Raw genomic sequence first — 13959 nt, forward strand, 5'->3', positions numbered from 1 at the left:
AATTCTCTGCTTAGGAAATGGGATATATATACAGATTAATATCTAATTTTAACTTATTTTTCTTCTAACTTGCTATGTCTTCTGATATCGTTTTGCTTAGGAAATGGTCTAAACCAGAAATCTTTTTTTTTGCTTAGGAAACCAATTCTCTGCTTAGGAAATGGGATATATATACAGATTAATATCTAATTTTAACTTATTTTTCTTCTAACTTGTTATGTCTTCTGATATCGTTTTGCTTAGGAAATGGTCTAAACCAGAAATCTTTTTTTTTGCTTAGGAAACTAATTCTCTGCTTAGGAAATGGGATATATATACAGATTAATATCTAATTTTAACTTATTTTTCTTCTAACTTGTTATGTCTTCTGATATCGTTTTGCTTAGGAAACTAATTCTCTGCTTAGGAAATGGGATATATATACAGAWTAATATCTAATTTTAACTTAKTTTTCTTCTAACTTGTTATGTCTTCTGATATCGTTTTGCTTAGGAAATGGKCTAAGCCAKAAATCTTTTTTTTTGCTTAGGAAACTAATTCTCTGCTTAGGAAATGGGATATATATACAGATTAATATCTAATTTTAACTTATTTTTCTTCTAACTTGTTATGTCTTCTGATATCGTTTTGCTTAGGAAATGGTCTAAGCCAGAAATCTTTTTTTTTGCTTAGGAAACTAATTCTCTGCTTAGGAAATGGGATATATATACAGATTAATATCTAATTTTAACTTATTTTTCTTCTAACTTGYTATGTCTTCTGATATCGTTTTGCTTAGGAAATGGTCTAARCCAGAAATCTTTTTTTTKYTTAGGAAACTAATTCTCTGCTTAGGAAATGGGATATATATACAGATTAATATCTAATTTTAACTTATTTTTCTTCTAACTTGCTATGTCTTCTGATATCGTTTTGCTTAGGAAATGGTCTAAACCAGAAATCTTTTTTTTGCTTAGGAAACTAATTCTCTGCTTAGGAAATGGGATATATATACAGATTAATATCTAATTTTAACTTATTTTTCTTCTACCKTGCTATGTCTTCTGATATCGTTTTGCTTAGGAAAYGGTCTAAMCCAGAAATCTTYTTTTTGCTTAGGAAAACKAATTCTCYGCTWAGGAAATGGGATATATATACAGATTAATATCTAATTTTAATTTCTTTATCTTCTAACTTGTTATGTCTTCTGATATCGTTTTGCTTAGGAAATGGTCTAAACCAGAAATCTTTTTTTTTGCTTAGGAAACTAATTCTCTGCTTAGGAAATGGGATATATATACAGATTAATATCTAATTTTAACTTATTTTTCTTCTAACTTGTTATGTCTTCTGATATCGTTTTGCTTAGGAAATGGTCTAAGCCAGAAATCTTTTTTTTTGCTTAGGAAACTAATTCTCTGCTTAGGAAGTGGGATAGTTGAATATTTACTGCAGTAGACAGACTTAAGTCGTACCTCATGTACTGAACGTCATTTCAACATTCCCCAGACAGTAAGCTGTTTTTCAATATCTTTCAGTTCATCAGCTGAGAAAGCAAGACCTTGGTAGTGCTTCATGCTGGTTAGGTTGTCGTGTCCCTGGCGCAGGCAAACTGTAGATTCCAACATGCCTGCAGCAATACACCAGCTTTCTAGGGTCTTTCTTGTTGTTTTTGCTGAGAGGCCATAGGGGTTGAGGCCTGCATCCTTTGCCCATTTCCTTAGGTCCCTATTCCAGTTGCTTTCTGCAGGCGGTTTACGGGCTTCAAAAAAGTCATCTAATAGAAGCTCAAACATGCCTGGCAGAGGATGGATTGTCCTTTCTTGCTGGGTTCTTTTGTGTTTCTTCTGGGCTTCCTCTGGCAGATGAATGATATTCTTCTTTTTTAGATACCATTCTTTATGGTCCCAGAGTCTCTGAACTTCAACGTACCTCATACCAGTGATCATGAGGACGTCAAAAAGAGTTCGATGGCGCTTCTGCGAGATTTCGTTTTTAATGCGCTGATATTCCGTAGGTACTAAAATCCGGATTTCTCCATTCAGATAATGATGAATTGCTTCAGGATCTCGTTTGAGTTGCAAAACGGGGTACTTGTTCATTTCTGTTGTTTTTACATGACTATTTTTCTTTATTGGCATTTACTCACCAGGTTTAGAATACTATTAGATTTTAATAAAACCTTGCGTTTAGACTGTAAATGCAGGTAAACTGGAGACGAAATTAAGTAAAACTCAGGAATACCGTCAGGTTTTGACTTAAAACCTGATGCTTAGGATTTGGTCCTCTTTAAACAAAGACAGGACACAGTTCTTCAGGTTCTTTAACTGCAGTCCTGAACCTTACTATAGAGAGTGCTCCAATCAGTCCAAGAGAGAGCGAGGGAAGATTTGACCATAGTAATTATGAGCATAGTTGTCATGGAAACAATTAAAAAATCTTCAAATGTTGACCTCTCTGCCTGCAAATTATTCTCCCACAGATAAGATCAAATATTTTAGTATGATATAGTAGAAAACTATCTGAATTTTTTAGCTGTTTCCAAGGTTGCTTTGGGAAATTAAGATAAAATATTTCTATGTTGTAAATACTGAAGTCAACAGGTATTATAGCTTTGTTATCTGTCCGGGCAACTGTCCCAAAATTGATACAATTTACAATCTGATGATGTGTTTTTTATTCTATAGTCTGTAGACAAGATCAATATGAATATGGTTTATTAAGATCTTCTTAAGTTACTCATACTCCTTAAAGTCCTGATTTCTTTTGCTCGGGTACCTACTACAAATGAATTAGGTTTTACATTTGAGGCTACAACAGATCCTGCAGCTATAACAGCCCCTGCACCAATTGTCACTCCACCTAAAATTATGACGTTCGCTCCAATCCAACATCCATCTTTAATAATTATTTTTTTTGTTATGTGTTTTCCGGCCCTTTTTTTTTCATTTCCTAATTCGTGAGTGTCAGTAATAAATAGTGTGTTTGGTCCTATGCCGACATTATTGCCAATAATAGTATGATGCCTCACCTCAACATTGTTGCTTATTGATACGTTATCTCCAATTTCTATTGGGCCAATTAACTTACAAAAATTTGAAATACGAACATTTTTCCCGAAAATATATTTTCGAGTTAACAACTCAATAAAGTAGACATCTTTCCCAATATATGGAACTGAAGCACATTTTATAAAAGGAAATAATATCAGTCCTCTAATCTTCCACAATGGTCTTAAAGAAGTGTCTATAAAAATTACTTTTGTTATTAACAGGATAATAGGAGTTACAATGCCATCGATTGCTATTAGTATATATTTAATATATTCACTTGCTTTTGAGATAATTGAAGTTACAACTCTATCGATTGTTATTGCTATATGTTTACTTGTTTTTAGTAGATAAGAACCATAAGTTATTTTTGATAGATAAAAACCTATATTCTTTAGGTTAATCATAAGTTTTCAGCTCATTTAAGCCTTTATTAGTTAGAATCTGTCTAGAATGCATATATTGGAAAATTTTCCTTTGAGGGTTTCTCAATGTTCATTGTAGTGCATTTCTTCTTATTTCGAGAAATACTGTTCAAAATTATAGCCAATAATGACGGTATATAAATATCAAAATAGATAAGCTCGGTAGAATTTAATTTCCTTATGAGTTATAACTTTAAAATATTTCAATAAAGTTTTGACGGTATGTGCCGATTTTTCTGAAAAGTCACAGATCTTCAGAAGTCATTGGGTAAAAAATTTCACGTTGGTTTATCCCAAAACTAAGCATGATCTCAAATTATTAAAGTTTTAAAATTATTTTTCGCAAGCTGAAACTTGATCGATTGTTCAGAATACAGGATTCAGAGAAGCAATTTAGAGTTTTGGGACCAGCCTGTTATAAGACCAAAACTAGACCTAATATACAAAATTTTGGTTTAACCATTTGCCAGCTTCTTTGGTACGAAAATTCTCAGTTAGCTTGTAACTTAACAAACCAATTAGTAAACTATTGAGATAAGACCTTTGTTTTTCTGTTTGCTAAAAATATTACAGAAATTAAGCTTTTCATAAAAGAGTTGGACGACAAGGATCGATCCGATAGGAACACATATATTCTTGTTAAATGGTGGTGAATGTTCTTTATTTTGTGATGTTCATTGGATCAAATAACACAGGGTAAGAAGCACTTATTTTTATTTGACTGTCAAAGCCAAGTTACTTGAGTTATTTTATTATAGTTCCTTATTGGGGTGAGCAGGAAACATTTCAAATAAATATATATACATACCAGTATGATACAATACAACACTTTAAAAAAAACAAATCCGTTTTTGTATTGGCAACTAATGATTAATATTTGAACAGAATGATCCGATGACCTTTTACAGTCCCTATAGAAATTTGGCAGGCTAGAGCATTGTATCCAGAGTATTAATAAAACTGGTTCTTCATAGAACCGGAGGTACTTATGATAAAAGAGTCTAATGTGAATAAGCATAATAATAAAACTAGTTTGGAACTAAGCAAGCTCATTGGATTCTTCGAATCCAAACTACAGAGACAAATGTGCTCTATATACAAGTTCCAGCTATTATCGACATTGACATCTTTTATGCTTATATCTTATTCTCTTTTACTGGTTGCAAGAAAGCCGGTTATGGGCTATGAAATTTCTATATATTCATCTACACCTTTAATTTTCTGGGTATCTTTACTATTTAGTTTAATAAACGGCATGTTTCTTTTATTGTCATCCATCTCAACCAGAAGTAGCAAACAATTTAATCTAGGATTTTTTCAAATAATCTTTTGTAATGCTTTACTGGTTTTTCTTCCCAAATTAAAGAACTATATGCTAATCATGGGTAGAGGAGATAATGCCCATTATGTAGGATATGCAATGGATGTAAGCATTTATGGACATATTCCTGAGTATAATTTTTATCCATATACTTCAGTACTTATTTCTCAAATCAGCCAAATTTTAAATATCTCTGCTTTAGAGGTATCAAAATATATCCCATCTTTGTTTGTTATCATTTATATGCTATCTATTTATTGTTGGGCAAAATCATTTAAACAAGATCAGAATTTTATTACATACTCAATTATAGCTTCAATACCTCTGTTCTTTGCTTGGTTTTTTGCAACAATATATCACATGCTTATTTCAACTTTAATTTTACCACTTTTATTTTATACACTTAATAAAAACAGTGATTTTAGGTATAGAATCCTCTTTATCATGCTTTGCTTAGTGCTTCCATTTACCCATCCTATTATCTCTTTAGTTTTTTTATCATATCTCACATGTATGTTTTTTGAGGAAATACTGTCCAATAGTAAACCCCATAAAGTATCGTTACGTTTAATTATGATTTTTTTAGTAACTGCTTCTATCTGGTATCTGGCTCAGTATTCTTTAACAAAAAATGCTATTGAAATTCTAGATCAAATAGAGAATTCTCTTCTCATGAGAAGTTCAGGTGCTACAACATTGACTGTAGCAACGGGGTATGCTAATAAGCTGGGTTTTTTAACGGCCGCAAAGGCATTTCTGATTATGGCATTTGATGAATTAATGTATTATATCTTGTCATTCTTTTCGATTATTTTTATATTGAAAAATTCAAAAAAAGGGTTTGGGAGCTTGAAGTCCGTTTCTTTCTGTTTTATTTTTGGCAGTATTTTTTATGTTTTCCTTTTTGTTTCTTCTCGCGCTCATACTCCATACAGATTCATTAATTTAGATGCTAATATGATATTTACACCATTGTTGTTAGGATATCTTATGGTTTTTTTGCGTAAACAGTACAGGATAGTTCTAAATCTTATTGTCCTCTTGTCTGTGATCACCACAGTTGCCTCGGTATACCAATCTCCCATAATCACATATCCAAACGATCATTTTACCGCTTATGACATTTCCGGAGGGAAATGGTTATTGGATACTAAGAGCGAAAATATACCTACAATTAGGTTAATGAGTTCTTTAGACCGGTATTCTTCTCTTATTTATGGTTCAAATTATACTTTAATTCATACATCGTCAGTTAGACCTTGGTCTGATTTTCCAAAAAATTTAAGTTCACTTGAAATAGGTATTTTTCCATCTAATTTTACTCGGTATTTTTTGATAACAGAATATGAAAAACAGGCGTATTCTACAGTATGGAAGGATGTTGGACAATTTAATGAAAGGGATTTAACTTTTGTTACTTCTTGTAAAAATGTCTATTGTATCTATGATAACCAGGAACTTTCAACTTATCTTGTAAAACCCTACGACAAAGGGACGTGAACTATTCCTTAGCTAAAATTTAGGGGTGGTTTATATGAAGAAGTGTAAAACCCCTAAGTCTTTAGCTTAGGGATATAAGCGTCAACTTCAACCCTGATTTCGTATATAATATTCTACCGCCTCTTTACTAACATTTCCGATTGTAGACGCAAAATATCCATCACTCCATGACGTATTTTCACCCCAATAATACTTTTCCAGATATTCTTTTTGTGTTTTCCATAACCCGTTCGTAGATTCTTGTTTCAATTTTCTGACAATAGATAAAACACTAACTTTAGGTTCACTCTTAATCAATAAATGAATATGGTCTTTGTCAGTTTTCATTTCAAGGATTTCAAAGTTATACTTTTTTGAAATGTCAATCATAATCTGTTTGAGTTCTTCACTAATTGGTTCAAGTATGACTTTTCGGTATTTGCAAACGAAAATAATGTGTTACATTATCAAAAATTTGCTATGATTCCGTGTTTCATACTTCATATTTACCAAAAACTCTATATATTGTTAAACCATATATTACCTTGTATGATGAAAGCGTTCAAATTTAGGCTCTATCCTACAGCTACACAAGCTGTTCAGTTAAATCAGCATATAGGTAGCTGTAGGTTTGTCTACAATTGGGCACTTGATCAGAAAATTAAAACTTATGAACAGACAGGAAAATCAATTTCCAGATTTGACTTAAACAAAAAGCTTCCTGTCTTGAAAGCTTCTAATGAATGGTTAGGAGAAGTCAATTCTCAATCATTGCAGGGAATGACTAAGCAGGTTGAGTCTGCCTTCACTCGATTTTTCCGAGAGAAAAACGGCTTTCCTAAGTTCAAATCTAAGAAAAACCCAATTCAATCTTTTCCTGTACCTCAACACTACTCCGTAAACTTTGAAAAAAACACTATCAAGCTCCCTAAAATAGAACCAATTAAAGCAGTTTTTCACAGGAAGTTTGAGGGCGAGCTTAAAACAGCTACTGTTTCAAGGACATGTAAAGGACATTACTACATTAGTATCCTTGTTGAAGATGGGAACGAACTTCCTACAAAACAGAAGTATTCAGAATCTACTACAGTGGGTCTAGATGTCGGGATTAAAGATTTTGCTATACTTTCCACAGGAGAAACGATTGAGAATCCTAACTACCTGAAAAACTCTTTGAACAGGTTAAAGGTTCTTCAAAAAAGAGTATCAAGGAAACAGAACGGTTCTAAGAACAGGGTAAAAGCCAAACATAGGCTTGCTGTACTACATGACAAAATAACTAATCAGAGGAACGACTTCCAGAACAAACTCTCTTTTAAACTCATAAGCGAAAACCAAGCAATAGCTCTGGAAACTCTGAATGTTAAAGGAATGGTCAAGAATCATCATTTGGCACAGGCTATAAGTGATTCCGCATGGAGCAGTTTTGTAACAAAACTAGAGTATAAAACTGAATGGTACGGAAAAACCATCCTGAGAATTGGGCAATTTGAACCATCTTCTAAAGTATGTCATGTTTGTGGATATCATAATTCAAATTTGACATTAAAAGATAGAGAATGGACTTGCCCAGACTGTAAAACAAAACATGATAGAGATATAAATGCCCGCTATCAATATCAAKAWMWTTRCTCTYAYAGATCAAAATCTAATTGGATTATAACACCTGCGGAACGCGGGGAAGAGCTTGGGGACTTGCCCTCAATAGAGGGAGGAATGAACCAAGAAGCCACTCAGTCTTGAGCTGAGTGGTAGTTCACCTAAATGGTAGTTCACATATGGGTGCAGTAAAAGAGAATGATCATTCTATCTATATTATTTCTATTAGTTTTATGTATGATTATCTTTACGTGCTGGATCAATTCTTAAAATTAATTGAATTTTATGGGCTCGACACTAACTGAACAGATATTTTTAACTCATAATACTTTATATATTTTTTTAGCAAGTTTTATATACAAAGTAGGCATAGAATATACCTTACAGAATATATATATTATTAATGTAATTCCATTGGGATAGTCACAACACATATTAATTATTTGCTGAGTTTGCGGTTCTCATCGTCACTGTCACTTTGCCTGAGGACGGGCCTTCTTGTTAAAGAGAACTTGGGATAGGGTGACTGTGCACGCCTTAACGTATGTGTAACAGCAGTTAGAATGTTGATAATTACCGAACTAAAAAAGGGATGTAGATCTCATGGTAAGTAAGTGTTTTTTTTTGCCAGTAATCGTTGGAATATCGTTACTTGTTTCAGGCGTTCAAGCAGCACCTGTAACAAATGGACTGGTTGTTTATTATGATGGCAATTTATCAGGGAGTTTCCTGGTGGATCTCAGCGGAAACAATAATACCGGCTATGCCACGAATGTAACTTCAGGGACAAACCAGTTAACTGGTGCGAATTACATAAACCTTAATGGTTTCAATAGTAGTATAGATGTTTCTAATAATGCTCAGACTAACATTTCCAGTCCTATATCGATTGAGTTCATAGGATCAATTCATGAATTCAAGCCCTATGGGGCACTTGTGAGCAAGTACGACGATGACGAAATAACTGGCTGGTATTTGGATTGTTCGGCTCACCCTCCTTACCAGCAAGCTCGTTTTGTTATGTGTGCGTGGAATGCAACTTCAGGGACTAACAGTTTATATGGCGATAAATCGGTTGGTACTCTTGATGCCGGGCAGATATATCATATTGTAGTAACTTATGATAGCAACACTGCCAGCATTTATATCAACGGTGTAAATTCAGGTACTAGTACTTGGAATTTACCGATAGTAGGAAATTCTAAAAATATCACCATAGGCTCCGGTTCTGGAATTCCCAACGGTAACTGCAGTATGTACGTTTTTAGGCTCTACAACAGGGCACTGTCCCCGGATGAAGTTTGGCAAAATTACGTTAGGGATCGCCCGATATATATGATGACTCCGACTATTATCTGGAGTAACCCTGCTGATATTACCTATGGAACAGCATTAAGCAGTACTCAGTTAAACGCAGTTGCAACTGATCCTGTAACTGGAAATACGGTAACTGGTAACTTTACTTATGATCCAGCAGCAGGAACTATCCTTAGTGAAGGGACTCAGACATTAAATGTTGATTTCGCGTCTAATGATACTGCAAATTACACTAACGCAACAGCGAATGTTACAATCAATGTGAATCCAGTACCTCCAGTAGCGAACTTTAGTTATGCTATGGTTAACAATTCTCCCCTGACTATTCAATTTACTGATACGTCGATTAGCGGGGTAAATTATCAATGGAACTTTGGAGATGGAAGTTCAAATGTTACTCTAGCAAATCCGTTACATACTTTTGCCTCACCTGGTGCTTACTCTGTACAGGAAACAGTTTCGAATGCTTTGGGATCCAGCACGAAAACACAAAATGTTGATGTTCAATATCCAACCACAAATCTTGACGTAGGCGAACTGCAACTTTGGACATTCGATGCAAGTAAAGTAAGTGATGTTCCAAACAACATTTACACGACTACAAAAAACATTCCATATACCTCAAACGTGAGTCTCAAGCACAATTCAACATTAGGTTCTATTGACTCTAGCTGTTGGCATGGTGATAATGGGGAAACCTACATTACTGGTGCATATCCCACTGTTAATCAAAATTTGACATTTACAATGGGCATAGATTCTAATTCACAATGGTCATACGGGTACCTGCATACTTCAGTTGCCGACATTGGCGTCAGACATGCTTCAGATGGTAGTTACTGGATCTATTCTTACTGGACGAATGATACAGGCAGCCAGTTAAGTTCTAGTTATCAGATTCCCGCAACTTCAGTTGTCAACAATAAAGTTACAGTTAGCATTCACAGTTACGACTCAAACCGTACAAATGTTATTACGTCTGGGCCTGCATTGTACGTTATTACTCCTTATACAACTGAAAAAACGCGGAAACTACCCTATACAAACGTAATTCAGCCTTTGATCTACGAAACCTTTTATGCATCAGGTACAGACGGTTGGGTGAATGTGCACCTCTATAACATTACACAATCAATACCGAGAGACATTATCACCCCATATGCCCGAAATGACATAATGGCATTCGGGCTTGTCTGTCCGAATGTTACCAATAATCAGCTCGGTACAGATTTCTTAATTTCACATAATCAGAGCGCTACGGTTTTTGTTTCAGGGGGTGTGGATGAAAATGAGGTTGAGTATAATGAATATCTATTTAACCATGGATTTGAAGAAGGCATTCATTTTTATCCCGGGCTTGCGTCACAATCATTAGCAGATTCAGAAACAATAATTGATACTGAAATGGATCATGTTAATTCGCTTTTTGGAGCAATGCCTGCATCATGGTCGTCACATGCAAATGATGACAACATCACGCATGCTATCTATATATACCAGAGATACGGTGCTCTTTACAGAACCGGTTACCAGGGTATGGGATTTATTTCGAATTCGATCAACCTTCAAAATAACACATGGTATTGGTGGAATATTTCGTCAGCACGTGGAGCGATATCTCCATGTTTTACACATCAGACAGACATAGACCCAGCACCACTATTCGCGATAGATCCAGACTTCTTCAGTACATTTGTGACTAACCTGAATTCAAATGGTATCAACCTAGTTGGTTTCACAAACTGGTATTGTAGCTCGATGGCACAGACTGCTATCACTAACGTTCTACAATATGATGAGAATAATATAAAGTTTCAGTTAAACACAAGTGGTGGATATCCGGTCAATATGAATGTACAGACTATGAGTTCTCCTTTATACCTGTATTGTGATGCTGTGTCAATACCATTCAACCAAACGTCTGATGGCATCCAGTTTATGAGTGTTGGTAATGGAACATACACTTTGACAAACACATCGTTGGCAACACCGTCAATTACGTGGAGTAATCCGGGTGCCATAACATACGGAACTGCTCTTTCAAGTACTCAGTTAAATGCAACTGCCTCAGTACCAGGGACACTTGCGTATCATCCAGCAGCAGGAACTATCCTTAGTGCAGGGACGCATCCTTTGCAGGTAATATTCACGCCTACTGATTCCACTAACTACACCACGGCTACAAGTAGCGTTTCATTAGCCGTAAATAGAGCTACACCTTTGATAACTTGGAATACTCCTTCAGCAATAAGTTCTGGTACTTCTTTAAGTGAAACTCAGTTAAATGCAAATGCTTCGGTGCTTGGTAACTTTACTTATAATCCAGCTTCAGGGACAGTTCTTAGTGTAGGGACTCATACTTTACATGTTGATTTTATGCCTACCGATGTTGTAAATTACACTAACGCAACAGCGAATGTTACAATCAATGTTTCAGAAAAGCTAGTTTTACCTGTTGCAAACTTTACTGCTAGTGTTACTAGCGGTGCTGCTCCCCTCTCAGTTCAGTTTAATGACAGTTCGGAAAATGCAACAGCTTGGTCCTGGGACTTTGGAGATGGCCAGACATCTACGGTTCAGAATCCGAGTCATACTTATAGTATCCCTGGAACTTACACCGTTAGTTTGAATGTAAGTAATGCTGATGGTTATAATATCTCGACAAAATCAAATTTAATTACTGTAAACCCAAATACACCACCTGTAACAAATGGACTGGTTGTTTATTACGATGGTAGTTTATCAGGAAATTCCCTGGTGGATCTCAGCGGAAACAATAACATTGGCTATGCCACGAATGTAACTTCAGGGACAAACCAGTTAACTGGTGCAAATTACATAGACCTTAATGGTTTCAATAGTAGTATAGATGTTTCTAATAATGCTCAGACTAACATTTCCAGTCCTGTATCAATTGAGTTTATAGGGTCAATTAATGAATTCAAGGAATTAGGAACACTTGTGAGCAAGTACAATGACGAGAAAACTGGTTGGTATTTGAGTTGTTCGACTGCTGATCCTAACAATCATCTTCGTGTTGCTCTAGGTTTGCAGAGTGGCGCTCTGAATATGTATAACTCGGATGCGAGTCTTGTTGCTGGTCAGGTATATGATATTGTATTGACTTACGATAACAACACTGTCAGTGTTTATATCAATGGTGTAAATTCAGGTACTCGTACATGGAATTCACCAATAGCAGGGCTTACTAACAATATCAGCATAGGCTCCGGTACTAGAAATTTATCCTACGGTAACTGTAGTATGTATGCTTTTAGACTCTACAATAGGTCGCTGTCCTCGGCTGAAGTTTTACAAAATTATAATAGTGATCATTGGAGATATAGTGAATATACAACTAAGGTATCGCCTACAATAATCTGGGCCGGCTCTGTTGCTATAACTTATGGTACAGCTTTAAGCGAGGCTCAACTAAATGCAAATGCTTCTGTTCCTGGCACTTTTGTATATAGCCCTGCTTCTGGAACGATTCCAGGAGCTGGTACTCATACCCTACAGACCACTTTCACGCCTACCGATACTACAAATTATACCATGGCCTCAAGCAGTGTTTCATTAACCGTAAATAAAGCTATACCTTTGGTAACTTGGAGTAACCCTGCTGATATAACAAGTGGAACAGCATTAGGCAGCACTCAGTTAGATGCTTTTGCTTCAGTACCAGGGTCTTTTGCCTATAATCCTGTATCTGGAACGGTTCTTAGAACAGGGACTCATGCTTTAAAGGTTAGGTTTACTCCTGCTGACACTACAAACTATACCACAGTCTCAAATAGTGTTTCATTAACTGTGAATAAAGCTATACCTTTGATAACTTGGAGTAACCCTGCTGACATAACAAGTGGAACAGCATTAAGCAGCACTCAGCTAAATGCAAATGCTTCAGTCCCTGGTACTTTTGTCTATACACCAGCAACAGGAACTGTACTCAATGCAGGAACTCATACATTACATGTTGATTTTACACCTGCTGATACTGCAAGTTATAAGTCTGCCTCAAAGGATGTTACAATCAATGTAGTTAGCCAGAAAATGATTCCTATAATTACCTGGAATACTCCTGCTGACATAACCTATGGTACAGCGCTGGATAGCGCTCAATTAAACGCATTGGCTTCAGTACCAGGCTCTTTTGCCTATACTCCAGCTTTGGGGACAGTCCTCAGTGCGGGGATGCATAATTTATCTCTTGATTTCACTCCTGCCGACTTGAAAAACCATACCATGGCTTCAGGCAGTGTTTCGTTAATAGTGAATAAGGCTGCACCTTTGATAACCTGGAATAACCCTGCTGATATGTCCTCTGGCACTTCCCTAAGTGAAACTCAGCTAAACGCAGCTGCATCTGTCCCGGGCTCTTTTGCATACACTCCAGCCGCTGGAACGATACTTAGTGCAGGGACTCATACATTACAAGTTACGTTTACTCCGACTGATACGGCTAATTATATTCCAGCTTCCAGTAGTGTCTTAATAAATATTGTAAATGATGCTCATGCTAAGAGTTCTTCCAGTAATAAAAAATATAATTTGGTAAAACAAAAAATACTGGCACCTAATTCTACACAATCTTCGAATTTAACTGAAGGTATTGAAAAGGAAATAAAGTCCGAATTAGGAAATGAAGCGATTGATCAACACAATAAGTCGAGTAAAGGACTACAAACCGAACAGAAAGAAACCCAGAACACACCTGGCTTTGGAATAGCTTGCGGGGTGGCTTGTCTGTTTGGAGTGCTCCTGTATAAAAGAGAGTAAGATCTTTCAG

5 protein-coding genes and 3 pseudogenes are annotated in these 13959 nt (G+C 35.7%); 3 read left to right on the forward strand and 5 right to left on the reverse strand.

The genetic code is table 11. The features are described from left to right. Positions 1 to 1469 precede the first annotated feature (1469 nt). From MSBRW_RS00005 to MSBRW_RS20615, 4 genes and pseudogenes are all read right to left on the reverse strand, one after another. The gene (locus tag MSBRW_RS00005) at positions 1470 to 2120 is read right to left on the reverse strand and encodes a site-specific integrase (RefSeq protein WP_011302005.1); all 651 of its coding nucleotides are present in this window, start codon (positions 2118 to 2120) and stop codon (positions 1470 to 1472) included. 151 nt (positions 2121 to 2271) lie between these two features. After that, positions 2272 to 2398 (reverse strand): annotated as a pseudogene (locus MSBRW_RS24105) (DUF4956 domain-containing protein); the annotation flags it as partial. A 300-nt stretch (positions 2399 to 2698) separates the two neighbouring features. Next, positions 2699 to 3436 (reverse strand): acyltransferase, encoded by a 738-nt coding sequence (locus tag MSBRW_RS20035; RefSeq protein WP_011302004.1) that lies wholly within the window; start codon positions 3434 to 3436, stop codon positions 2699 to 2701. A 468-nt stretch (positions 3437 to 3904) separates the two neighbouring features. Then, a pseudogene (locus MSBRW_RS20615) lies at positions 3905 to 4099 on the reverse strand (IS1634 family transposase); the annotation flags it as partial. A 343-nt stretch (positions 4100 to 4442) separates the two neighbouring features. Here MSBRW_RS20615 and MSBRW_RS00015 point away from each other — a divergent pair. Continuing rightward, positions 4443 to 6275 (forward strand): hypothetical protein, encoded by a 1833-nt coding sequence (locus MSBRW_RS00015; protein ID WP_011302003.1) that lies wholly within the window; start codon positions 4443 to 4445, stop codon positions 6273 to 6275. Between the two features lie 87 nt (positions 6276 to 6362). Here MSBRW_RS00015 and tnpA read toward each other — a convergent pair whose 3' ends face one another. Then, positions 6363 to 6710 carry an IS200/IS605 family transposase gene (gene tnpA / locus MSBRW_RS00020; RefSeq protein WP_230669676.1) on the reverse strand — a complete coding sequence of 116 codons (348 nt, stop codon included), beginning with the start codon at positions 6708 to 6710 and terminating at the stop codon, positions 6363 to 6365. 93 nt (positions 6711 to 6803) lie between these two features. On the opposite strand from tnpA, the pseudogene tnpB reads away from it, so the two are divergent. Continuing rightward, positions 6804 to 7917, forward strand: a pseudogene (gene tnpB, locus MSBRW_RS00025) (IS200/IS605 family element RNA-guided endonuclease TnpB). Positions 7918 to 8456: 539 nt separating this feature from the next. Beyond that, positions 8457 to 13949 (forward strand): PKD domain-containing protein, encoded by a 5493-nt coding sequence (locus tag MSBRW_RS00030; RefSeq protein WP_011302000.1) that lies wholly within the window; start codon positions 8457 to 8459, stop codon positions 13947 to 13949. The last annotated feature ends 10 nt before the right edge of the window (positions 13950 to 13959 follow it).

The sequence above is a fragment of the Methanosarcina barkeri str. Wiesmoor genome, assembly GCF_000969985.1.
In the GTDB taxonomy this organism is placed as follows: domain Archaea; phylum Halobacteriota; class Methanosarcinia; order Methanosarcinales; family Methanosarcinaceae; genus Methanosarcina; species Methanosarcina barkeri_B.

Bases quoted from the DNA above. Each gene is read 5' to 3' on its own strand.
- MSBRW_RS00005 (WP_011302005.1), bottom strand. From the start codon at position 2,120: ATGCCAATAAAGAAAAATAGTCATGTAAAAACAACAGAAATGAACAAG.
- MSBRW_RS20035 (WP_011302004.1), bottom strand. From the start codon at position 3,436: ATGATTAACCTAAAGAATATAGGTTTTTATCTATCAAAAATAACTTAT.
- MSBRW_RS00015 (WP_011302003.1), top strand. From the start codon at position 4,443: ATGATAAAAGAGTCTAATGTGAATAAGCATAATAATAAAACTAGTTTG.
- MSBRW_RS00030 (WP_011302000.1), top strand. From the start codon at position 8,457: ATGGTAAGTAAGTGTTTTTTTTTGCCAGTAATCGTTGGAATATCGTTA.